Genomic DNA, 23,825 nt, shown 5'->3' on the forward strand with positions numbered 1-23,825 from the left:
CCGCTCCTCAGTAGGCGAACGACAACGGCGCGACGTCGTCATCGTTCGGCGGTGTCGGCGGGGCAGGTTCGGAGTCGTGCTCCAGGGGTCCCTCGACGATGTAACGGCGGAGGAGGAAGAACCACACGACGGCCAGCACGGCGTACACCAGGGTGAACGTGATCAGCGACAGCCACACCATGCCCGCCCCGTGGCCGGAGACGCCCTGGGCGACGGTCAGCCGGATGTCCTGATCGCCGGTCGGATTCGGTACCACAACCCAAGGCTGGCGGCCCATCTCGGTGAATACCCAACCGGCACTGTTGGCCAGGAACGGGGTGGGGATCGTCAGCAGCGCGAACCAGCTGAACCAGCGTTGCTGCGGGATCCTGCCGCCCCGGGTCAGCCACAGCGCCGCGAGCGCGAACAGCCCTGGCACCGCCAAGAATCCGATCATCGCGCGGAATGACCAGTACGTCACAAAGAGATTGGGACGGTAGTCGCCGGGCCCGAACTGCTCCTCGAAGCGTGCCTGCAGATCCGTCACGCCCTCGAGGTGCACCCCGGTGAACTTGCCTTCGGCCAGGAACGGCAGGACGTAGGGCACTTCGATGAGGTGTACGACGCTGTCACAGTTGTTGTGGGTGCCGACGGTCAGCACCGAGAAGTTGGGGTCGGTCTTGCTGTTGCACAACGATTCCGCTGAGGCCATCTTCATCGGCTGCTGCTGGAACATCAGCTTGCCCTGCGCATCGCCGGTGAAGAACAGCGCGACCGCGGCGACCAGCGTGACCCAGCAGCCCAGGATGGTGGCGGGGCGGTACATCGTGACCGCGTCGGCGGCGCCGTCCTCACCACGTCGGTGCGAGCGCACCATCCACCACGCGCACACGCACGCCACGAAGGTGCCTGCGGTCAGGAATGCGCCGGCGACGGCGTGGCTGAACGCTGCGATCGCCGTGTTGTTGGTGAACAGGGCGACGATGCTGGTCAGTTCGGCACGACCGGTGTCCGGATTGAATCGCGCACCGACCGGATGCTGCATGAACGAGTTCGCGGCGATGATGAAGAAGGCCGACATGTTCACCGCCAGCGCCACGATCCAGATGCAGGCCAGATGAACGAGCCGCGGCAGCCGGGTCCAACCGAAGATCCACAGTCCGATGAATGTGGACTCGAAGAAGAACGCGACCAGGCCTTCCATGGCCAGCGGAGCGCCGAAGATGTCGCCGACGAAACGCGAGTACTCGCTCCAGTTCATGCCGAACTGGAACTCCTGCACGATGCCGGTGGCGACACCGATCGCGAAGTTGATCAGGAACAGCTTGCCGAAGAATCGGGTCAACCGGTACCAGCTGTCGTTCCCGGTGACCACCCACACCGTCTGCATGACGGCGATCAGCGGTGCCAACCCGATGGTCAGCGGAACGAATATGAAGTGATAAATGGTGGTGATTCCGAACTGCCACCGTGATACGTCCAAAGCGTCCATCTGGCCCTACTTCCGAGGTCTCAGACCAATCTACGACGGAGTGTAGTAGATACTCGGGAACAAGCCGCTGACCCTGACCGGTGTCTTACGTCACGCCGTCGGCGCCTGCGGCGAGATTGCGGCTTTGAGCTTCTTGGCGTCGCTGCGGATTGCGAAGGCCGAGATCACCTCGATAACCCCGACGACGATCAGGATGATGCCGGTGACCTGAGCCAGCGCGACCAGACCCTGCAGTGGGGCGACGAACATGATGATGCCGGCGATGACACTGATGATGCCGACGATGATCTCCCAGATGCGCCCCGGCAGTGAGGGATCTCCGATCGACGACATCGCCGTCGCGACACCGCGGAAGATGAACCCGACACCGATCCAGATCGCCAGCAGTTCGACTGCGGATTGCAGGTCATTGGTGAAGCTGATGAAGCAGAGCACAGCCAGCACCAGGGCCGCGGCACCGCCGATGAACAGCAATATGCGTCCCCCGACCGATGAGCGCAGGCTGAATGCCAGGACGAGTTGCGAGATACCGCTGATCAACAGATAGATACCGAGAAAGATTGCGGCGACCAGAATCGTTATGCCGGGCCACACCAGCACCAGGATCCCGAGGATGACAGCGAGAATCCCGGAAACCAGCGTCGATTTCCACAGATGCGGCAACAAGTTTGGCGAAGCAGTGGTTTCCATGCTGGCAGTTTGACACAAAAGCAGATGTAGATCGCGGTTTTTGCGGTAAGGCTGTGGCGCTGAAGCATGCTCGTTAAGGTTCCGTTACCGGCGCTGCATCCCCGACCGGAGCCCGTTAACGTGTCCGACTTGGGATAGCCCGACCACAGCCGTAAACAGAGAGAAGAGGCAACCGTGACTGTTGGATGTCGTCCCCGACGAAGCAAGATGTGGAGTTTCGCGGTGGTGGTTGCCGCGAGCGGCGCACTCGTGCTGTCGGGTTGCGCGAACAATACCGAATCCGGTGGATCCGAAACCAAGACGACGACCGCGGCAAAGGTCGAGAAGGTCGACGCGATCGCCAATACCCTGCCGGAGCCCATCAAGTCGAGCGGCAAGCTCATCGTCGGTACCGACCCGTCCTACCCGCCCAACGAATTCAAGGATCCCGCCGGGCAGATCATCGGCTTCGACGTCGATTTGATGAATGCGGTCGCCGCCACCCTGGGCCTGACCCCGGAGTACCGGGCGTCATTGTTCGACAAGATCATCCCGTCGGTCCAGGGCGGGAACTACAACGTCGGCATGTCCTCGTTCACCGACTCGAAGAAGCGCGAAGAGCAGGTGGACTTCGTGACCTACTTCAGTGCCGGTTCGGCGTGGGCGCAGAAGGTCGGTGCGGGGATCAACCCCGAGGACGCATGCGGCAAGAAGATCGCGGTGCAGACGGCGACGGTGCAGGACACCGACGAACTGCCGGCGCGCAGCGAGAAATGCGTCAAGGCGGGTAAGCCTGCCATCCAGGTCGTGAAGTTCGACGACCAGACTGCAGCCACCAGTGCGGTCATGCTCGGGCAGGCCGACGCCATGTCGGCGGATTCACCGGTGACGGCATATGCGATCAAACAGAGCAACGGAAAGCTTGAGGCGGCAGGGGAGATCTTCGATTCCGCTCCGTACGGCTGGGCGGTGCAGAAGGATTCGCCGCTGGCGGCGTCGCTGCAGCAGGCACTGCAGCACCTGATCGACAATGGTGTCTACAAGCAGGTGGCCGCGAATTGGGGCGCGGAGAACGGGATGATCGACAAGCCGGTCGTCAACGGTGCGATCAACTGAGCCGCCGATGACTGATGCATCGCCGCCTCCCGCCATCGACGCTGTACCGCTGAGGCATCCGTGGCGGTGGGTGGCGGCGATCGTCATCCTCGTCCTGCTCGGGTTGTTCGTCTATGGTGCGGCGACCAACGAGGCCTACGGCTGGGGGACGTACGCCAAGTACCTCTTCGACCAACGCATTTCGGAAGCGGCCTGGAACACGCTGCAACTGACCATCTATTCGATGATCCTGGCGCTCGTTCTCGGCGTGCTGCTCGCCGTGATGCGGCTGTCGCCAAACCCGGTCCTCAAGGCCGTGTCCTGGACGTATCTGTGGATCTTCCGCGGCACACCGATCTACGTGCAGTTGGTGCTGTGGGGGCTTGTCCCGGTGATCTACAGGAACATTCAGATCGGCGTGCCGTTCGGTCCGCGGCTTTTCGAGTTCAGCCTGTCCGATCCGAATGTGTTCTGGCTGGCGGTTCTCGGCCTGGGTCTCAACGAGGCCGCCTACATGGCCGAGATCATCCGCGGCGGCCTGATCTCGGTGCCCGAGGGACAGACAGAGGCCTCGGTCGCGCTCGGCATGTCGTGGGGAATGACCATGCGCCGCACCGTTCTTCCCCAGGCGATGCGCGTCATCATCCCGCCGACCGGCAATGAGTTCATCAGCATGCTGAAGACCACCTCGCTGGTCACCGCCGTTCCGTACAGCTTCGAGTTGTACGGTCGCTCAAAAGATATCGGGGTTGCGCTGTTCGAACCGGTTCCGCTGCTACTGGTGGCGTCCACCTGGTACCTGGCGATCACCAGCGTGCTGATGGTCGGGCAGTACTACCTCGAGCGGCACTTCTCGCGGGGTGCCTCGCGCAAGCTCACCTCCAAACAACTTGAGGCCTTGGCCAAAGCCCAGATGGGAGTGACGAGTTGACCGCCGCCGCCGAACCGATGGTTCGGGCCGAGAGTGTGTGCAAGAACTTCGGCGCCCTGAACGTCCTCAAGGGCGTGACATTGGACGTCGGCCGGGGCGAGGTGTTGTGCATGGTCGGCCCGTCCGGCTCGGGCAAGTCGACGTTCTTGCGGTGCATCAACCATCTTGAGCAGGTCAACGCCGGCCGCCTTTATGTCGACGGGGACCTCATCGGCTATCGCGAACGCGGCGGCAAGCTGCATGAGATGGCTCCGCGGGACGCCGCCCGGCAGCGCCGGGACATCGGCATGGTGTTCCAGCATTTCAACCTGTTCCCGCACCGTACGGCGCTGGAGAACGTCATCGAGGCACCCATCCACGTCAAGCGGGTGAAGAAGGATGCCGCGCTGGCCCGGGCCAAGGATCTGCTGGATCAGGTGGGGTTATCCGCCAAGGCCGACGCGTATCCCGCACAACTGTCGGGCGGGCAGCAGCAGCGGGTCGCCATCGCCCGGGCGCTGGCGATGAATCCGAAGCTGATGCTGTTCGACGAGCCGACCTCGGCGCTGGATCCCGAGCTCGTCGGTGAGGTGCTGGCGGTGATCAAGAAACTCGCGGGCGAGGGCATGACGATGGTGGTGGTCACCCACGAGATGGGTTTCGCCCGTGAGGTCGCCGACAAGCTGGTGTTCATGGACGGCGGTGTGATCGTGGAGAGTGGCCCTCCTCGCGAGGTGATGGCCAACCCCAAACACGAACGTACAAAGGAGTTTCTGTCGAAGGTGATGTAGCTTCGATTGCGTGGTTACCGCACGAGATGGCGTGTTCATCACCGTCGGCGAGCTTCGCGAGCGGATCGCCTCCGGGGATCCGCTCACCGTGCTGGACGTGCGTTGGTCGTTGGCCGAGCCCGACGGTGAACAGGCCTATCTGGCCGGTCATCTGCCTGGCGCCGTCTACGTCTCGCTGGACGACGAACTGACCGACCACGGCATCGACGGCCGGGGTCGTCATCCGTTGCCCTCCGGGGTGGACCTGCAGGCGGCGGCCCGTCGTTGGGGTGTCCGCAGGGGCGTACCGACCGTCGTCTACGACGACTGGAATCGCGCCGGATCAGCCCGCGCCTGGTGGGTGATGACGGCGGCCGGGATCGGCGGCGTCCGCATTCTCGACGGCGGTCTGGCTGCCTGGTCCGCGGCCGGTGAGGCCCTGGAGGAGGGCCCGGTCACGCCCGAGCCCGGCGACGTCGACGCCGTCCACGACGACCTGTACCGGGGCGCCCTGCGTACCCTGACCGCCGAACAGACGCAGTCCGAGGTGGACGTGTTGCTGGATGTGCGGGCACCGGAACGGTTCCGCGGAGACGTCGAACCCGTCGATCCGGTGGCGGGCCACATCCCGGGGGCGGTCAATCTGCCCAGCACCCAGCTGCTTTCCGCGGACGGAACGCTGCTGCCGGATGCCCGGCTTCACGCGCTGCTCGCCGATAGAGGCGTGGCCGGCGGTGCTGACGTCGGCGCCTACTGCGGGTCGGGGGTGACGGCGGCGCTCGCGGTGGCGGGGCTGGCTGCCGCCGGCGTGGATGCGGCGCTGTACCCCGGGTCGTGGTCGGAGTGGGCGTCGAACCCCGACCGGCCCGTGGCCCGGGGCGAGCAATAGCCCCGACGCGTGAGATTCGGTGCTCCCTGGTGCCGGTCGGCAACTTTATGCTGGGCCAATGCAGCGCCGCCCCGACCCGGTCACGCCGTTGTGGCGTGCCGCGCAGATCTTTCGGCTGCTGAGCTGCCTGTACGCGCTGGGGTTCCAGATCGCGATCAACGACGATCTGGCGCGTCCGGTACTCGCCGGTGTGCTGTGTGCGCTACTGATCGCCTGGAGCATCGCCTGCGCGATCGCCTACCTGCAGGGTTTCGGTCGTCGTCCGTCGTGGGTGATCGCCGAGATTGTCGTGGTCCTGGCTCTGATGCTGTCGACCGAGTTGGTGGCATCCGACCACTGGATCGCCGACAATCAGTCGTGGCCGACCACATTGTGGGCGACGAATGCCACCATTTCGGCGGCCCTGCAATTCGGCCCGGTCGGGGGGATGGCCGCCGGGTTGGGGGTGATGGCTGCGGCGGCCGCGTTGAAGGGCTACGTCAGCATCAATCTGGGCCGCAACGCCACCATCGTCATCGAACTGGCGGTGGGATTGGCGGTGGGGATGGCCGCCCAGACTGCGCGTCGCGCCCATGCTGAGTTGGAGCGCGCAGTGCGGTTGGCCGCCTCGCTGGAGGAAAGGGAGCGGTTGTCACGCCGGGTACACGACGGCGCCATTCAGGTGCTGGCCCTGGTATCGCGGCGCGGACGTGAGATCGGCGGCGAGACAGCTCAATTGGCCGAACTCGCGGGGGAGCAGGAGCGCGCCCTGCGCAGGTTGGTCAGTGCACCCGACCCGGAACTGCACACCGGTGGGGCCACTGACATCGGCGCGTTGCTGCGGGCTCGCGCCTCGGATCGCGTATCGGTCAGCTTGCCGGCTGAGCCGGTGCTGCTCGAAAACGAGCCAGCCCATGAGTTCTTCGCCGCGGCGAGCAACGCCCTGGACAACGCGGCCGCGCACGCCGGACCGGACGCCCGGGTTTTCGTGCTGCTCGAAGACCTGGGGGATTCGGTGACGGTGAGTATCCGAGACGACGGCGTGGGCATCGGCGACGGGCGCCTGGCCGAGGCGGCTCGCGAAGGCCACGTGGGAATCGCGAAATCTATTGTGGGCCGGATGGATTGGCTGGGCGGGCAAGCACATCTGCACACCGCGCCGGGATGTGGCACGGAGTGGGAACTGACGCTGCCCCGCCCGGGCCGTGCCGCGAGCGAGAAGGGACAGTCATGACCGAGGCCGCACTGACCGTGATGGTCGTCGATGATCATCCGATCTGGCGCGACGCGGTGGCTCGCGACCTGGCCGACGAGGGATTCGATGTGGTGGCCACCGCCGACGGCGTGGCTTCCGCGCGCAGACGGGCCGGCGTGGTGCTGCCCGATGTGGTGGTGATGGACATGAGCTTGTCTGACGGCAGTGGTGCCACGGCCACCGCGGAGGTGCTCATAGTGTCGCCGTCGTCGCGGGTGCTGGTGCTCTCGGCCTCCGACGAGCGCGACGACGTCCTGGAGGCGGTGAAGGCCGGGGCCACCGGGTATCTGGTGAAGAGCGCGTCCAAAGCCGAGCTGACCGCGGCGGTGCGGGCGACTGCCGAGGGGCGTGCGGTGTTCACCCCGGGGCTGGCCGGGCTGGTACTCGGCGAATACCGCCGGATCGCTCAACGTCCCGACGACGGCCCGGCCACCCCGAGCCTGACCGAGCGGGAGACCGAGGTGTTGCGCTACGTGGCAAAAGGGTTGACGGCCAAGCAGATCGCCACGCGTCTGTCGTTGAGCCACCGCACGGTGGAGAACCACGTCCAGGCGACATTCCGCAAGTTGCAGGTCGCCAACCGCGTCGAATTGGCCCGCTACGCGATCGAACACGGTCTCGACGAGTAGTCCTACTCATCACCGCAGCCGGTTTTGTTGCCACGATGAGGGCATGAGCGAACCTCATCGCGCTGTGATCGCCCGGATGTCGTCGGACCTTGCCGCGATTTCGGCGTACATGAACCGGGTATCGGCGGATCTGGGGGAGTTGCACCGGATGCTCGATCAGGCACCGGTGCCCGTGCCTCCGCTACCTCTACCTCCTGTGGTCTCACCATCGCCTGCGGTTGTCGCCGCCGCCGTACCGCCGCGGCCCGCCCCTGTGCCTCGCGCAGAACGGTCAGAAGGCTGGATCGGCAAGGCGCTTGCGGTGGCCGGGGTGACAGTGACGCTCACCGGGGTGGTGCTCCTGCTGGTGCTGGCGGCACAGGCGGGAATCCTGCGACCGGAGTTCCGGGTTGCGGCGGGCGCCGTGCTGGCTGCAGGACTGGTCGGCGTCGGGTCGTGGCTCCATCGGCGGCCCGGCGGCCGGACCGGGGCGATCGCGTTGGCTGCAACCGGCGTCGCCGCCGCATACATCGACGTGATCGCCGTGACCACTATCTATGACTGGGTGTCGGCACCGGTCGGTCTGGCGTTGGCCGCGGCAATCGGTGGTGGCGGCCTGATGCTGGCGCGGCGGTGGAACTCCGAACAGCTGGGCTTGTTGGTCCTGGTGCCGCTGATCGCACTGGCACCTGTCGTCACCGACGGCGTGACCCTGTTGCTGATCGGGTTCATGCTGGCCCTCTCGGCCGCCGCGCTGCCGGTCCAGTTCGGTCGGGACTGGATCTGGTTGTATGCCGCGCGCATCGCGGCGCCCACGTTGCCGCTGTTGATCGCGCTGGCAGCCACCTCGATCGACGGTCGGCACGACCTCGAGCTCGCACTCACCTGTGGGCTCGCGGCAGTACTGGCGCTCGCGGGTGGCGTGCTGGTGCTGCGTTGGACCACCAGACCGGCGGCGACGGCGGTACTGACGGCGGTCGGCGTCCTGCCCGTGCTCTGTGTGGCGGCTGCCGTCGACCGCGTCATCGCAGCCCCCATGGCTGCGGCGCTGGCTGCGGCCTTGGTTGCGATCGTGGCCCTCGGCGACGGCGTACCCGGGGTGAGCGTCGTGGTCCGTCAGGTGTGGTCGGTGCTGGCGGCGGTCGCCGCGCTGATCGCCGTGCTGGTGGCCTTCGACGGGCCGGTGGCCGGTCCGGTGCTGCTGGCGATGGCCACCGTGGTCGCCGTGGCCGGGCGCCGCCGTGGCGTGACGCGGTGGATAGCCGTCGGCCTGGCGGCCGTGGGTGGCGCCATCTACCTCGACTCCGCCGGCCCCGACAGCCTGGTGCATGCCACGAAACTATCTGCAGGACTTACTGTTTCGGTTCTGATCGGCAGCGTTCTGGCGATCGCTGCGGCCGCCGCCATCTCCTGGGCGTGGTCGGCCGACGGTGAGACGGATCAGGAGGTGGTCCGGCTGGTGTGGGTGGCCGCGGCAGTGGCGGCCGGGTATGCGGTGACGGTGTTCACCGTCAGCGCCGGCGTTGTCGTCGGTGGCACCGGCGCCGGGTTCTTCGGTGGCCACATGGCGGCCACCATCTGCTGGATCGCGGTGGCGGCCGGGTTGCTCGGTTACGCGGCACGACGTCCCAAGGCGCAGCGATCGCTACCGATCGGCGGCGGGATGGCACTCGTCGTCGCCGCCATGGTGAAACTGTTCCTGTTCGACCTGGGAACCCTGGACGGGATGTTCCGAGTCGCAGTGTTCATCGTCGTCGGGCTGGCGCTACTGGGTATGGGTGCCGGTTATGCCCGGCTGCTCAATCAGCAGGACCAGGTGGCCGGCAAGCCGCCGCTGTGAGCGTGGCCACAGATTCCCTAATCTGGAGTTATTCCAGTTTGAACAACGTTGCCTATGACATGAGTACACGTCGAAACGAATCCGATATCCAGGGTTATCAGGCCGCACCGGAGCTCGGCGGTCATCTGCAGCAGGTGCTCGTCGACCTGATCGAGCTCGGGCTGCAAGGCAAGCAGGCGCACTGGAACGTCGTCGGCACGAACTTCCGGGATCTGCATCTGCAACTCGATGAGGTCGTCGATTTCGCCAGGGAGGGCAGCGACACGATCGCTGAACGGATGCGCGCGTTGGACGCCGTCCCCGACGGGCGGTCGGACACCGTCGTGTCGAGCACGACGCTTCCGGAGTTCCCGGCTTACGAGCGCAGTACCGACGAGGTGGTCGACCTCGTCTCTACGCGGATCTACGCAACGGTGGGCACCTTGCGTGGGGTACACGATTCCGTGGACGCGCACGACCCCACCACCGCCGACATCCTGCACCAGTTGATCGATGGTCTGGAGAAGCTGGCCTGGCTGATCAAGTCGGAGAACCGCAAGGTCTAAACGCCGGCAGGCGGCACGACCGAGGCGGTACGCATCGGGCCCGAGTTTTCCAGTCGGGTGCGTACCGCCTGATCGTCGCGACGCCCGACCAGATACCAGGTGTGCATCAGACCCTTGCCCTTGACTTCCACATCGCCGCGCTCCTCGAGCACAAACGCATGGCTGATTCGCTCATAGACGTTGTGCGGCACCTGAATTCGACCGGCCACATCGGTCGTCTCCATGCGTGAGGCGACGTTGACCGCGTCGCCCCAGACGTCGTAGAAGAACTTGCGGGCCCCGACCACCCCGGCCACCACGGGCCCGGCGGCGAGACCGATCCGCAGCGGCACCGCACGCCCTCGCGGATCCTTGAGGTCGGCGACGGCGTCGGCCAGGTCGAGAGCCAGGCAGGCCAGCGCCTCGATGTGATCGGTACGCGGCTTGGGCACCCCGGCCACCACCATGTAGGAGTCACCGCTGGTCTTGACCTTCTCCAGGCCGTGACGATCTACCAGCGCATCGAGATCGGTGTAGAGCCGGTCCAGAAAACTCACCAGGTCTGTCGGGGTGATATCGCTGGCCCGTTCCGTGTAACCGGCGATATCGGCGAACAGGATCGAGGCATCGTCGTACTTGTCGGCGATGATCGTGCGTGACGGTTCCTTGAGTCGCTGCGCGATGGTGCTGGGCAGAATGTTGCCCAGCAATTGCTCGGACCGCTGATATTCGGCTTCCATCGCCTGCTCGGCCCGGGCCATCTCGCGGAGCGACAACCAGACCGTGGCAAACATCATCACCGCGGCAGAAACGGCCGAGCTCACGAAACCGGCGGTCAGTGCCCAGGGCGGCCCAAGGCCCCGATCATCGGGAACGAGGACTTCCAGCGCGATGGTGGCGGCCACCCCCAAGGCCGCCAATGTCGCCGCCAGCACGATGCGCTCGATTCCCAACACCAGGACCGCCAGCGACGCCGCGACCAGGAAGTAGAACTGCAAGCCTGAGCCGGTCCCTATCGCGAAACACATCACGGACACCGACACGTAGGCGAACACGAAGAACGCGAGCGGCGCGATCAGTTCGCCGAACCGGTAGAGGACTGGCACCAAAAGGAACAGAGCAGCGGAAACGAGGTTGACGAAGGCCAGCCGCCACATGGGGCCACCGAGGGTGAGCTGGAAGATTCCGAACCCTCCCGACACCGCGGCAGCGATCCATGTCGCGATGGTCAACACACGAAGGCGGCTCGATATGCACTCGGCGTAATGCCGAGTGCGGGCCGACACGCGGTTGTTCAACGCGACCTCGGGCATGCACACCGGGCGGCGGAACTCGCTGACCACCACGAACACAGCGTATCGCCGCCGGCCACCCGGCCGGTCGACATTGGGTAGGCCGCTCTCGGCGTCACGGTCCAGCAAACCCGACTGAACACCGGTATGTCACAATGGGAACTTGTTCCAGTGAGCGCGGCCATTCTGCCGCCGATCACTTCTGGGGGGGACCTTTTCGTGGATCGGTCATGGATGCGCAACACCGCAGCCGGCTGTGCAATCGCTTGTGGCGCCATGGTGGCCGGGCCGGGGACGCTCGGCACCGCGGTGGCCTCGGCCGACCTGTTCGGGATCGACATCGACGTCCTGCACATCTTCGATCACAAGCAAAAGAAGAAGTCCGACCACAGCGCCAAGGTGGGCAACCAGCGCAACGCCGGGCCGCGTAAATCAAATGGCAGCCTCGGTGGGCCGAACGCGTCGAACGGACCCAAGGTGTCGACCGGGCCGAAGGTCAAAGTCGGCGCGAGCGATTCATCGGCCCCGTCAGCCGCCCGATCCGCTTCGACCGCCGAGGCTCCGCAGTCGACGGGCGTCGGGGTCACCGGGCAGGTTCCTTCCGCGACCGTCGGTGGTGGGGCCGCGCAGGCTCCGTCTGCGGCCGTGACCATTGGGACCGCTCAGGCGCCCTCGGCAGTGGTGTCCGGCGGCGGCAGCGGTGGAGGGATGCCTGCCACCGGCAACATCGGCAGGGCCCCGAACCTGGCTCCCGTGCCTACCGCCCCGAGCAGCCGGCAAATCGTCATCCGGTCAGCCCCGCCCAAGGCCCCGGCCGCACCGGCTCCGGCGGTACCTGCGGCCCCGGTCGTTCCCGTCGCCCCGGCGCCAGTCGTCGTGCCTCCCGTCCCGGTGATCCCGGCCCCGGTGCCCTCGGCGCCACCCGCGGGTGTGCCGCCCGCAGCCCCGAGTGCACCGATCAGTCCCGCACCCCGGTCCGAACCGCCGTCAGCACAGCCACTTTCGGTGCCGTCAGTGCCGGAGTCCTTCAGGCTCGGGTATGCCGACTACCTGCGCACAGCCAGCACTTCCGACCTTCTGTTGGCAGTGTTGCCCGGCCTTGGCGGGATGGTGTTGATGACGGCGGCCGGCGGTGTGGTCGGTTTCCGTCAGGCCCGGGCCGCGCAGACGCTGCCGTCGCCACAGATCGCGCGGTTCCTGCCGTAAGACATTCAGATTTCTGGTAGCTGCGGAACCCGGCCGTCAGGGGCGAGTGAGCGGTGCCGGCGCGTGCGCTGGATGGATTCATCGCCTCGAGGTCGCATCCGTGGACCCGCCGGCAGCAATGGCGCACTTCGTGGTCCTTTCATAGAAACTTCATAGGCAGTTCCTATTTCTCCGGCGGTGTGGCATCGGCCCGGCGGTGCCCGGACAGTGGTAGTCACCCGCGGTGTAGGTTGGTGTGCCAGCGAGGTGAGGCTTGGGGGCGATTGTCAAGGCGTTGAACCGATTCCGGTGAACTGACTCGTTTGCGCCATATTGACGCATCGACATGGTTTACTCTTCGGGATCGGGTGCGCTCACTGGGCGCGCAGCACGTTGCGTCAGCTCCGTGCGCCGTCGAGCCTGGGATGCACCCGCATCCGAGGCTCGATCGTCCGCTGTGGTCGTATCCGATCTGCAAATGCATGTTTGAGCACCTGCCATGGTGCCGGCACGGAGACAGGCGGAGGAACTCGCGATTTTCAGGATGCTGAAGCGGCTGTGGATTCCGCTGGTGCTGGTAGTGGTAGGAGTCGCGGGCGGATTTACTGTGTCGCGATTGCACGGCGTGTTCGGCAGCCAGAGTCGCCCCGCGTACACGAGCACCGAACGTGAGGAGAAGCGGCCCCACGATCCCAAGCACCTGGTTTACGAGGTGTTCGGCCCCCCGGGGACACTTGCGACCATCAGCTACTTCGATGCCGATGCCGAGCCGCAACTCATCAGGGATGCGCCGCTGCCATGGTCGATGGACTTCCCGATCTCGGATGCGACGGCGATGGGAAACATCTCCGCGCAGGGCAACACTGACAGCATCGGTTGCCGCATCCTCGTCGGCGATGAGGTGAAGGACGAGAAGGTTCGAACCGGCGTGAGCGCATTCACGTTCTGTCAGCTGAAGGCCGCATGAGCACCGAAAGTGAACCCATCACGGAGCCGTTGCCGATAAGTAAGCGCCGGCCGTTCGTCGCGCGGATGGTTCGGCTGCTGTCGGTGCCGATCATCCTGGGATGGCTGGCGGTCACCGTCATCCTGAGTGTTGCCGTGCCCTCGCTGGAGCAGGTGGAGAAGGAGCATGCGGTAGCGATGGATCCCATCGCTGCACCGTCCTTCGAGGCGATGCAGCGCATGGGGCAACTGTTCGGCGAAGCCGGTTCGGGCGCTGTCGCGATGATCGTCCTGGAGGGTGAGCAACCCCTCGGCGATGCTGCGCACGGCTACTACGACGAGATGGTTCGGCAGTTGAAGGCCGACACCACGCATGTGGTGCACGTCCAGGATTTTTGGGGCGACCCGATGACCCAGGGCGCCGCGCAGAGTGTCGATGGCAAGGCCACCTACGTACAGGTGACTCTCACCAGCAACCAGGAGATATCGGCGGTCAAGTCCGTTGAGGCGATGCGCGCGATCGTGGACCGGATACCGGCGCCGCCGGGAGTCAAGACCTATGTGACGGGACCGGCTGCATTCGCCGCGGATCTGGGCCCGGCCGGCAACCGGACGGTGGGACTGGTCACCTCCTTGAGCCTCACGGTCATCTTCGTGATGTTGCTGCTCGTCTATCGATCGATCATCTCCGTCATTCTCATGCTGGTGGTCGTCGGCATCGAATTGACGGTGGCCCGAGGGGTGGTGGCGTTACTCGGCAGCCTCGGGGTAATCGGTATCACCACATTTGTCGTCAATCTGCTGGTAGCGCTCGCGATCGCGGCGGGAACCGACTACGGCATCTTCTTCACGGGGCGCTACCAGGAGGCGCGCCAGGCCGGCGAGGATAAAGAAGAGGCGTTCTATACGACGTTCCACAGCGTCGCGAAGGTCGTCGTGGGTTCCGGCATGACGATCGCCGGGGCGATTCTCTGTCTGCACTTCACCCGCCTGCCGGTCTATCAAACTCTTGGCGTTCCCACTGCTGTGGGCATGGCCGCCGCCGTGTTGGTGGCCGTCACACTCGTTCCGGCGGTCATCGCGGTGGGTAGCCGATTCGGGCTGTTCGAACCCAAGCGGAAGCTCACCACCCGTCGGTGGCGGAAGGTGGGCACGGCGGTCGTTCGGTGGCCGGGGCCCATTCTCGTTGCGACGTGCGCGGTCTCGCTCATCGGCCTGTTGGCGCTTCCCGCGTACAAACCGAGCTTCAACGACCAGAATTACATCCCGAAGGACATCCCCGCCAATGTGGGATATGCGGCGGCGACGCGACACTTTCCCCAGTCATTGATGATGGCGCCCGATATTCTGTTGATCGAGGCCGACCACGACATGCGGAATCCGATCGATTTCCTGACCCTGAACAAGCTGGCCAAGGGCGTGCAATCCGTGCCGGGAGTTTCCATGGTTCAGGCGCCGACCCGTCCCGCCGGCGAGCCGCTCAAACACTCGACGATTCCGTTCATGCTCAGCATGAGCAACGCGTCTCAGACCCATTTGATGCCGTTCCAGAAGGATCGAATGGAAGACCTGCTGGTGCAGGCCGACGACATGACGAAAACGATTGCCATCGTCAAGCGCATGCAGGCACTGACGGAAGAGATGGTCAGCACCACGCATAAAATGGTCGCCGATACCCACGAGCTGCAAACGGTGACCAATCAACTGCGCGACCATGTTGCGAACTTCGACGATTTCTTCCGACCGATCCGGAACTACTTCTACTGGGAACCGCACTGCTACACGATTCCGATCTGCTCGTCGATCAGAGGGGTTTTCGACACGCTCGACGGTATCGACCAAATCACCGTCAAGATGGTCAGCCTGGTCGACAATCTCGATAAACTCGACGCAATTCTGCCGCAATTGGCCGCTCAGTTTCCGGTGATGATCTCGACCATGGAATCCACCCGAACCATGATGCTCACGATGCACAGCACCATGTCCGGGATCATGGATCAAATGGAGGCGACAGCCAACAACGCCACCGCGATGGGCAAGGCATTCGACGCCGCGCAGAACGACGACTCCTTCTACCTGCCTCCGGAAGTCTTCGAGAACAAAGACTTCCAGCGCGTCATGGATATCTTCCTGTCACCGGACGGGAAGGCGGCCCGCATGCTCATCACCCAACGAGGTGACCCGGCAACGACTGAGGGCATGTCGCTGGTCGACCCGATCGAAACCGCGGCCGAAGAAGCGCTCAAGGGCACGCCGCTGCAAAATGCCACGATCTATCTCACAGGCACCGCAGCGTCCGTGAAAGACCTGGTCGAAGCGTCCAAATACGATCTTCTGATCGCGGCCGTCGCCGCGCTCTGCCTCATTTTCGGCATCATGCTCGTGGTGACGCGGAGCTTCGTCGCCGCCCTGGTGATCGTGGGCACGGTGGCGCTCTCGCTCGGCGCGGCCTTCGGGCTTTCGGTGCTCATCTGGCAGCACATCCTCGGCATGCCATTGAACTGGGTCGTGCTGGCGATGTCGGTGATCGTCCTGTTGGCGGTGGGTTCCGATTACAACCTGCTACTGGTGTCTCGGATGAAAGAGGAAATCGGCGCCGGCATCAACACCGGCATCATCCGGGCCATGGGCGGCAGCGGCAAGGTGGTGACGGCCGCCGGCCTGGTGTTCGCATTCACCATGTTGGCGATGGTCGTCAGTGACCTCATCACGATCGGGCAGCTTGGTGCCACCATCGGCGTCGGTCTGTTGTTCGACACCCTGGTGGTACGCGCATTCATGACACCGGCGATCGCCGCGCTGCTGGGGCGGTGGTTCTGGTGGCCGCAGCGGGTGCACCCACGTCCGCTCAGTGCTGCAGGGCGCCCGTCCGGTCGCGGCCAGCTTGTGCGTTCCATCCTGCAGAGGGAAGAGCGCTGACTGTCATGAACGCGTCCTCCTTCTGTGCGGTGAAGGCCGCATGAGCAATCGGCACACAAGCGACCGGCCACCATTGATCGCTCGGGTGATCTATCGGCTGTCGGTGCCGATCATCCTCGGCTGGCTGGCGATCATCGCCGTCGTCACCTTCGCTGTTCCGTCACTGGAACAAGTCGGGCGGGAAAGCTCCGTATCGCTGGTTCCCAAGGATGCGCCGTCGTTTCGGGCGATGCAGCGCATGGGCGAGGTGTTCAAGGAATCCGATTCCGACAGCGTGGCGATGATCGTCTTGGAGGGCGACAAACCCCTCGGTGAGGACGCGCGCCGCTACTACGACGATTTGGTTCGTCAGTTGCGAGCCGACACGACGCACGTGCAGCACGTTCAGGATTACTGGGGGGACTCACTCACCGCGTCGGGTGTTCAGAGTGCCGATGACATGAGTGTCTATGTCCAGCTGAATCTCGCGGGCAACCAAGGTCAAGCCCTGGCCAACGAATCTGTGGAAGCGGTCCGGGGCATCGTGGAAAAGACCCCACCGCCGCCCGGGGTCAAGGCGTATGTCACGGGTCCTGCGCCTCTGATCACGGACATGAACCACGCCGGCGATACGTCGATCATGAAGATCACGCTGGTGACTCTGGTGGTCATCTTCACGGTGCTGCTCTTTGTGTATCGCTCGATCATCACTGTCGTCCTTTTGCTGGCCATGGTTGGAATACAGGTGCAGGCGGCCCGGGGAGTGGTCGCGTTCCTCGGCGATCACGAGGTTCTCGGACTATCCACTTTTGCGGTCAATCTGCTGGTATCGCTCGGAATCGCGGTCGGAACGGATTACGGAATATTCTTCATCGGGCGGTATCACGAGGCCCGTCAAGCCGGCGAGGATCGCGAAACCGCGTTCTACACCACCTATCGCAGTGTCGCCAAGGTGGTTGTGGCTTCAGGTTTGACGATTGCCGGAGCCATTTACTGTCTGAGCTTCACGCGGCTGCCGTATTTCGAAACGATGGGCATTCCGTCCGCTGTGGGGATGGCGGTTGCTGTCGCAGTGGCCGTCACACTGGTTCCGGCCGTCATCGCCGTCGGCGGGCGTTTCGGGCTGTTCGAACCGAAGCGGAAGCTCATGGTCCGCCGGTGGCGGGGGGTCGGTACGGCCGTGGTGCGGTGGCCGGTGCCCATTCTCGCCGGCGCGTGTGCGGTGGCGTTTGTCGGACTGTTGGCGCTGCCCGGATACCAAACCAGCTACGACGACCGGCTGTATGTGCCCAAAGATATCCCGGCCAACGTCGGGTATACGGCTGCCGAGCGCCATTTTCCCGAGTCACGTATGACGCCCGATATCCTCATGCTCGAAGCCGACCATGATATGCGCAATCCGACAGATTTCTTGGTGCTGCACAAGCTGGCCAAGCGGATCTTCGCGGTGCCCGGGATTGCCACGGTGCAGAGCATTACCCGGCCTGAGGGCAGCCCGATCGAGCGCACTTCGATACCGTTTCAAATCAGCCTGCAAAGCGCCGGACTCCGTCAGATCGTGCCGTTCGCGAAAGATCGCATGGAAGGCATGTTGAAGCAGGCGGACGACATGCAGAGAATGATCACCCAGATGGAGGGCACTCACAATCTGATGAAGTTGATCGGCTCGATCACTCACAACACCGTCGAGGTGACCGGGGAGACTGCCGAACTTACTGATGATCTGATGGCCACCGTTTCAAATTTCGACGACTTCTTCCGGCCGATTCGCAATTACTTGTATTGGGAAGGCCACTGCTACGACATTCCCATTTGCTTCGCCATTCGATCGGTGTTCGACGCGCTTGATAGCACCGACCAGCTCAGCCTTCAGATGCACAAACTTCTTGACAACTTGGTAAAAATGGATGGGTTGCAGGCGCAGCTCGTCACTCAGTTGCCGCCGATGATCGAGATCATGAAGTCGATGCGCACCATGATGCTGACAATGCACAGCACCATGTCCGGAATGATCGCCATCATGGAGGAGACGACGTCGAACGCCAGCTCGATGGGAAAGATCTACGACGCCTCCCAGAACGACGACTCCTTTTATCTGCCGCCGGAAGTGTTCGAGAACAAGGACTTCCAAAAGGCGATGAGCCTGTTCTTTTCGCCAGACGGGAAGGCAGTCCGGCTGATCCTCACGCACCGGGGTGATCCTGGAACGCCCGAGGGCATCTCTCGGGTCGACGCGGTGCGGACGGCGGCCGAGGAGGCGATCAAGGTGACGCCGCTGCAGAACGCTTCCATCCACCTCGCCGGAACCGCTGCGACATATAAGGATCTGCGAGACGGGTCAAAATACGACCTCTTGATCGCGGGCGTCGCGGCGCTCTGTCTGATCTTCGGCATCATGCTGGTTGTAACGCGTAGTTTCGTCGCCGCCCTGGTCATCGTGGGTACGGTGGCGCTTTCCCTCGGTGCGGCGTTCGGCCTTTCGGTGCTGGTGTGGCAGTACATCCTCGGCATCGAATTGCACTGGCTCGTCTTGGCGATGTCGGTGATCGTTCTATTGGCGGTGGGTTCTGATTACAACCTGCTGCTGGTGTCTCGGATGAAAGAAGAGGTCGGCGCCGGGATCAATACGGGCATCATCCGGGCGATGGGCGGCACGGGCAAGGTGGTGACGACCGCGGGCCTGGTGTTCGCGTTCACCATGTTGTCGATGGTGGTCAGTGATCTGCGGATCATCGGGCAGGTGGGTTCCACCATCGGTTTGGGCTTGATGTTCGACACCTTGGTGGTGCGTGCATTCATGACACCGGCGATCGCCGCGCTGCTCGGGCGGTGGTTCTGGTGGCCGCTGCGGGTCCGTCAGCGGCCCTCCAGTGCGGTTCTGGGCCCGGTGAGGGTGCCCGCTGATCCACTGGTCAAGCAGGAAGCCTGATTTCGCGCTGTTGTCGAGCTGGACAAAGTATGGGTGAGATCGGCCCAGGCCGATTACAGTCGGAAGGTCGGGAGCAGTGCTAGGGAGGAAGTTTGAATATGTTCCGTCTGTCGTTGACCAGACTGGCCGTCGGGCTTGGCGGCCTGGCTTTGTCGTTGACCGCCGGAGCCGGGATTGCGTCCGCGGGGCCAAATCTGGATTCGGCCATCAACACGACGTGCAGTTACCCGCAGTTGGTGTCGGCGCTCGATGCGCAAGATCCCCAAGTCCGGCAGGCATTCGATCAATCGCCGATACTGCAGCGTGGCTTACGCCAATTCATAGCCGACCCACCGGAGAAGCGGGCGAGGACGGCCCAGGATGTGGCCAATGCTCCGATGTTTCAGCCGTACCTCGGCACTATCGAGCAGGCTTTCAATACCTGCAGCAACTTCTGATCCCGAGATGGGCGCCACCATCTCGGGTTCCAGCTGGGGAGAGGCCCGCAGGGCCTAGCCGTTCGCAAGGGTTGTCCGGTGCCTGGGTTTCGCCAGTTGGGTGCGCCGGGCGGCCCGGAGGTTTTGCGGCATATGGCAATTCGCGACGGCGGCACGGCATCTCCGAATATTCTGCCGTCATGAGTCAGACCCTATGCAACGCCGCGCAGCACACCGCAGGATCTCCTTCCGGGGGTCCAGCGACTGCGAACATCGACCAATTGGACGTAACGGCGGACCATCGCGGTCCTGGGCTGTCCGTGGCAGCGTTGACGGAGTTGGGCTTGTGAACCCGGCCGGACACAGCGGGTCTGCGGCCCGCCCGGTCGCCTTGTTCGTCTTGGGTGTGCCTCGATCTGGAACGTCGGCGGTTACCCGGGTCCTGTCTCTGTGCGGTGCGACGCTCCCGGCTGGGTTGTCGGGCGCCGACCCGCGCAACCCGCGTGGCTACTGGGAGCCGCGCGCTTCCCTTCATCTGAACAACACGATTCTGCGCAGCCACGGCAGCGCCGTGTTCGACCCGTCACTCCGCCTGCAAGAGGACGGCGGATTCGATGCCGACCAGAAGGCCGCCTGCGTCAACAAAATTGGACAGTATCTCTCTACGTTGCCGTCTGCGCCGGTCGTGCTCATCAAGGATCTGCAGATAACCCTGCTGACCAGTTTGTGGTTCGAGGCCGCGCGGCAGGCCGGCTTCGACATCGCGGTCGTGAACATGGTGCGCCCCCCTCAGGAGGTCATCGCATCGGGTGCGGCGGACTTCCTGACACTGCCGGAGCTCGGGAGTGCGCTGTGGCTGAAGTTCAATTTGTTGGCCGAGAGAGACACCCGCGATGTGCCGCGGGTGTTCGTCGAGTACGCCAACCTGCTCGATGATTGGCGTCGGGAGGTGAAACGGATTTCCGTAGCACTCGGGATCGATCTCGAGACGCGGGATGAGGCCGCCATCGACGAGTTCCTCACACCGGATCTCCACCGTCAGCGACACACCGGCCCGGTGACGGAAACCTTCGGCACTGACTGGATCTCTGTCGTCTACGAGGCGCTGCACGCGGCGGCGCGGGACGAACCCTGGGATCAGTCTGCGCTGGATCGGGTCTATGCCGAATATCGTGCGAGCGAACAGGGTTTCCGGAAGGTGTTCGAGAATTCCGGTCGCTTGCACAAGCTCAACCGATTCATCCGGCCATCAATCCTGAAGTTCCGTTACGAGGTCGTTGCTCTGGCTCACCGGCGCCGTGGAACCTGGGCTTGATGAAAACGCGCCGCGCATCCAAAGGGTCTGTACGGCCGGACAATCGGCTCGCATTGGCAGACGAAGCACTGCTGACGGAGCATCACGCCGCGGGCATGAACGTGGTCATCCAGGTCACGTGGCTATATGACCGTGCTGTCGATCTCGACGGGTTACGTCGTTTCCATCATTTTCTCGGTCAGGGGTTGTTGGGTCGTCGCATCGAACGCCCGGCGTTACCGATCGCCCGGCATCGGTGGGTCGTAGATCGCGGGCCCTCAGACGTCGACGTCGCCGAGTCGACCCGCCCGCGCGCTGAATTCAGTGACTGGGTCGATGAACGTTCGCAACTTCCGGTAAATGCGGAATCGGGTCCGGGCTGGCACATCGGTGTCCTTCCCCTCGACGACGGCACGACCGGGGTCAGCCTGGTACTTTCGCACAACTTGATCGACGGCCTAGGGCTCGCGCTCGTCATCGTCGAAGGGGCCGTGGGCAAGACGCGCGATCTCGGGTACCCCCCGCCACTATCGCGCCCTCGACTGCGTGCCTTGGGACAGGATGCCCGACAGACGGCCCGGGACGTGCCGAATGCCGCCAGGGCGCTTGTCAGTGCAGTGAAATCCGCTCGAAAACAGACTCGCACCGCGGCTGAGAGTGGCCGGTCATCGGCACCACGGCCCGCGCCCGCCAAGGCGGTCGGCGCCGATGAGGTTGTCCTCGTGCCAGCCCTCACGATCTTCGTCGACCTGGATGACTGGGACGCGCGAGCAGAGGCTCTCGGCGGAGCGAGTCATACACTGGCCGCGGCCTTCGCCGCCAAGTTCGGGGAACGTATCGGGCGCGTACGCGCGACGGACGGCGCCGTCACCCTTCAGATTCCGATCAGCGACCGCACGGACGAGGACGACACACGCGCGATGGCACTCTCGTACGCGCGCGTCACCGTCGACCCGACGCAGTCCACAACCGATCTGCGCGAAATCCGGGCTGCCATCAAGCAGACGCTGCGGACGTTGAAAGAGACACCAGACGAGTCCAAGCAACTCCTGTGGCTGCCGTCATTTGTGCCGAAGCGAATGCTGAAACAGATGGTGGCCAGGGCGCCCGCCGATCCCGACCAGCCGGTGTTTGCTTCTCACCTCGGCGATTTGAGCTCATTGATCAGCCAGGCCGACGGCACCGCAGCGCCTTTCGCCAACGCGCGAACGACTGGGCAACAGGAATCGCGACAGCTTCTCGAACGAACAGGTGGCCGCACCGTCATCCTCTCGGGACGCATAAGCGGCAAGATCTTCATCAGCGTGGGCGCCTACCAGCCCGGCGCGGAGAACACCACGTGCGCTTTGCGTGAACTGGCCGCGAAAACGCTGACCGATTTCGGCCTTACCGGGGAAATTCACTGACGCACGCGTAAACCCTGGGTAGCCTTTGCGGTTCGACCCCGAACATTCGGTGCTACAGCGTTGCTGGCAACAGGTCGAATGGAATCTCACGTCGAAAGAAGCGCAATGAAGTTGGTGCTGGCAAGCTATGGAACTCGCGGCGATGTGGAGCCTTGCGTCGCGGTCGGTTGCGAGTTGCTGCGCCGCGGGCACGACGTGCGTCTGGCGGTCTCGCCGGACCTGGTGGGCTTCGCTGAGGCGGCCGGCCTTCCAACGGTCCCTTACGGGCCGGACACCGCGGTGTGGTCGGATGCGCACCGGGACTTCTGGATCCGGTTCTTCGGTAACTTCTGGAAGGTCCAGGAACTGGCCAAACTGATGCGCGAGATGCGCGAGATCGGGGAGTCCGTCGTCCAGTTCTGGGAGGAAATCTCCACCACGCTGAAGTCGCTGGCGGACGGGGCCGACCTGCTCGTCACATTTCTCAATTTCGAGCCGCCTGCCGCGAATGTTGCAGAGTATTACGGTATTCCGATGGCCACCGTGCACGTCTCACCGGTGCGGCCCAACGGTCGGATGCTGGCCTTCCTGCCGCCCTCGTTGGGGCGCTACGCCTTGAAGGTGTACGAGTGGGCGAATTGGCGTGGGGTGAAGAAGTTCGACGACGCCCAGCGCCGCACACTGGGGCTGCCGAAGGCCAGCGGTTCCTCGCCACGACGGATCACCGAACGCGGATCACTGGAGATACAGGCCTACGATCAGGTTTGCTTTCCCGGACTGGCCACCGAATGGGCGAAATGGGAGAACCAAAGGCCCTTTGTCGGTGCGCTCACCATGGAGTTGACAACGGAGGCCGATGACGAGGTCGCCACGTGGATTGCCACAGGCACGCCGCCAATTTTCTTCAGCTTCGGCAGCACTCCGGTCAAGTCTCCCGCTGACACGCTCGCCATGATCGAGGCCGCTTGCGCCGAATTGGGCGAGCGGGCGTTGGTGTGCGCCGCATCGAGTGACTTCGGCCAGACCTCTGATTCCGGCCGAGTCAAGGTTGTGGACACGATGAATTTCGCGGCCGTATTTCCAGCCTGTCGCGCGCTTGTCCACCACGGTGGCATGGGCACCATGTCCGCGGGGCTGCGGGCCGGAGTCCCCATGCTGGTTTTCTGGACGGCGCTCGATCAGGCGCTCTGGGCGGCTCGTGTCAAACAGCTGAAAGTTGGTCTAGGTCGTCGAATCTCGTCTGTCACCAGCGGCTCACTCGTTGCGGACCTGCGCACGATTCTCGATCCGGAATATGTCGCGCGGGCCCGTGAGGTGGCTACTCAGATGACCCAACCGGACGAGAGCGTTGTCAACACCGCAGACCTTCTGGAACGTTTCGCCAATCAAGGCTTCCTCACTGACGTCGGGTAACCATCGCAGTTCCTTCGTCCCCATGAGGCGGATGGGTACCCGGCACCGCTTGGGCATC

The 23,825-nt window shown here is 64.0% G+C and carries 19 protein-coding genes; 16 read left to right on the forward strand and 3 right to left on the reverse strand.

Annotated features, from left to right (window positions below):
- Positions 1-7 precede the first annotated feature (7 nt).
- Positions 8-1,471: a cytochrome ubiquinol oxidase subunit I gene (locus ACWEFV_RS04820; RefSeq protein WP_450069224.1), complete on the reverse strand. Its 1,464-nt coding sequence runs from the start codon at positions 1,469-1,471 to the stop codon at positions 8-10.
- A gap of 90 nt (positions 1,472-1,561) precedes the next feature.
- Positions 1,562-2,161 carry an HdeD family acid-resistance protein gene (locus tag ACWEFV_RS04825; RefSeq protein WP_135454530.1) on the reverse strand — a complete coding sequence of 200 codons (600 nt, stop codon included), beginning with the start codon at positions 2,159-2,161 and terminating at the stop codon, positions 1,562-1,564.
- Between the two features lie 207 nt (positions 2,162-2,368).
- Between ACWEFV_RS04825 and ACWEFV_RS04830 the strand changes: the two genes are divergently transcribed.
- From ACWEFV_RS04830 to ACWEFV_RS04865, 8 genes are read left to right on the forward strand one after another with little or no spacing between them, the layout of a single operon-like run.
- The gene (locus ACWEFV_RS04830) at positions 2,369-3,256 is read left to right on the forward strand and encodes an ABC transporter substrate-binding protein (protein ID WP_450069225.1); all 888 of its coding nucleotides are present in this window, start codon (positions 2,369-2,371) and stop codon (positions 3,254-3,256) included.
- Positions 3,257-3,263: 7 nt separating this feature from the next.
- Positions 3,264-4,166 carry an amino acid ABC transporter permease gene (locus ACWEFV_RS04835; RefSeq protein WP_135454534.1) on the forward strand — a complete coding sequence of 301 codons (903 nt, stop codon included), beginning with the start codon at positions 3,264-3,266 and terminating at the stop codon, positions 4,164-4,166.
- 17 nt (positions 4,167-4,183) lie between these two features.
- A complete protein-coding gene (locus ACWEFV_RS04840; RefSeq protein WP_450069276.1) occupies positions 4,184-4,936 on the forward strand; it encodes an amino acid ABC transporter ATP-binding protein in 753 nt (250 codons plus the stop codon).
- A 10-nt stretch (positions 4,937-4,946) separates the two neighbouring features.
- Positions 4,947-5,804, forward strand: coding sequence for a sulfurtransferase (locus ACWEFV_RS04845; protein ID WP_450069226.1), 858 nt, complete (start codon positions 4,947-4,949; stop codon positions 5,802-5,804).
- 58 nt (positions 5,805-5,862) lie between these two features.
- The gene (gene macS / locus ACWEFV_RS04850; protein ID WP_135454538.1) at positions 5,863-7,017 is read left to right on the forward strand and encodes a MacS family sensor histidine kinase; all 1,155 of its coding nucleotides are present in this window, start codon (positions 5,863-5,865) and stop codon (positions 7,015-7,017) included.
- On the forward strand, positions 7,014-7,667 hold the full coding sequence (locus ACWEFV_RS04855) for a response regulator (protein WP_135454540.1): 654 nt from the start codon (positions 7,014-7,016) through the stop codon (positions 7,665-7,667). The genes macS and ACWEFV_RS04855 overlap by 4 nt, the downstream gene beginning before the upstream one ends.
- A gap of 43 nt (positions 7,668-7,710) precedes the next feature.
- Positions 7,711-9,486: a DUF2339 domain-containing protein gene (locus ACWEFV_RS04860; RefSeq protein ID WP_450069227.1), complete on the forward strand. Its 1,776-nt coding sequence runs from the start codon at positions 7,711-7,713 to the stop codon at positions 9,484-9,486.
- Between the two features lie 59 nt (positions 9,487-9,545).
- Entirely contained in the window at positions 9,546-10,031 is a 486-nt protein-coding gene (locus ACWEFV_RS04865) for a Dps family protein (RefSeq protein ID WP_450069228.1), read from the forward strand.
- Here ACWEFV_RS04865 and ACWEFV_RS04870 read toward each other — a convergent pair.
- On the reverse strand, positions 10,028-11,323 hold the full coding sequence (locus ACWEFV_RS04870; RefSeq protein WP_135460036.1) for an adenylate/guanylate cyclase domain-containing protein: 1,296 nt from the start codon (positions 11,321-11,323) through the stop codon (positions 10,028-10,030). The genes ACWEFV_RS04865 and ACWEFV_RS04870 overlap by 4 nt on opposite strands.
- Positions 11,324-11,521: 198 nt before the next feature.
- Here ACWEFV_RS04870 and ACWEFV_RS04875 point away from each other — a divergent pair, with 198 nt between their 5' ends.
- From ACWEFV_RS04875 to ACWEFV_RS04910, 8 genes are all read left to right on the forward strand, one after another.
- Positions 11,522-12,508 carry a hypothetical protein gene (locus ACWEFV_RS04875; RefSeq protein WP_450069229.1) on the forward strand — a complete coding sequence of 329 codons (987 nt, stop codon included), beginning with the start codon at positions 11,522-11,524 and terminating at the stop codon, positions 12,506-12,508.
- Between the two features lie 535 nt (positions 12,509-13,043).
- The gene (locus ACWEFV_RS04880; protein ID WP_135460037.1) at positions 13,044-13,454 is read left to right on the forward strand and encodes an MmpS family transport accessory protein; all 411 of its coding nucleotides are present in this window, start codon (positions 13,044-13,046) and stop codon (positions 13,452-13,454) included.
- Positions 13,451-16,351 carry an MMPL/RND family transporter gene (locus ACWEFV_RS04885; protein WP_450069230.1) on the forward strand — a complete coding sequence of 967 codons (2,901 nt, stop codon included), beginning with the start codon at positions 13,451-13,453 and terminating at the stop codon, positions 16,349-16,351. Before ACWEFV_RS04880 ends, ACWEFV_RS04885 begins: the two co-directional genes overlap by 4 nt.
- Positions 16,352-16,391: 40 nt before the next feature.
- On the forward strand, positions 16,392-19,259 hold the full coding sequence (locus tag ACWEFV_RS04890; protein ID WP_450069231.1) for an MMPL/RND family transporter: 2,868 nt from the start codon (positions 16,392-16,394) through the stop codon (positions 19,257-19,259).
- Positions 19,260-19,357: 98 nt separating this feature from the next.
- Positions 19,358-19,696 (forward strand): hemophore-related protein, encoded by a 339-nt coding sequence (locus ACWEFV_RS04895; protein WP_135460038.1) that lies wholly within the window; start codon positions 19,358-19,360, stop codon positions 19,694-19,696.
- Positions 19,697-20,021: 325 nt separating this feature from the next.
- Positions 20,022-20,990 (forward strand): sulfotransferase family protein, encoded by a 969-nt coding sequence (locus tag ACWEFV_RS04900; protein WP_450069232.1) that lies wholly within the window; start codon positions 20,022-20,024, stop codon positions 20,988-20,990.
- Positions 20,990-22,375 carry a hypothetical protein gene (locus tag ACWEFV_RS04905; RefSeq protein WP_450069233.1) on the forward strand — a complete coding sequence of 462 codons (1,386 nt, stop codon included), beginning with the start codon at positions 20,990-20,992 and terminating at the stop codon, positions 22,373-22,375. The genes ACWEFV_RS04900 and ACWEFV_RS04905 overlap by 1 nt, the downstream gene beginning before the upstream one ends.
- Before the next feature lie 105 nt (positions 22,376-22,480).
- Positions 22,481-23,767, forward strand: a complete 1,287-nt coding sequence (locus ACWEFV_RS04910; RefSeq protein WP_135454556.1) for a glycosyltransferase — start codon at positions 22,481-22,483, stop codon at positions 23,765-23,767.
- Positions 23,768-23,825 lie beyond the last annotated feature (58 nt).

The sequence above is a fragment of the Mycobacterium sp. NPDC004974 genome, assembly GCF_053600815.1.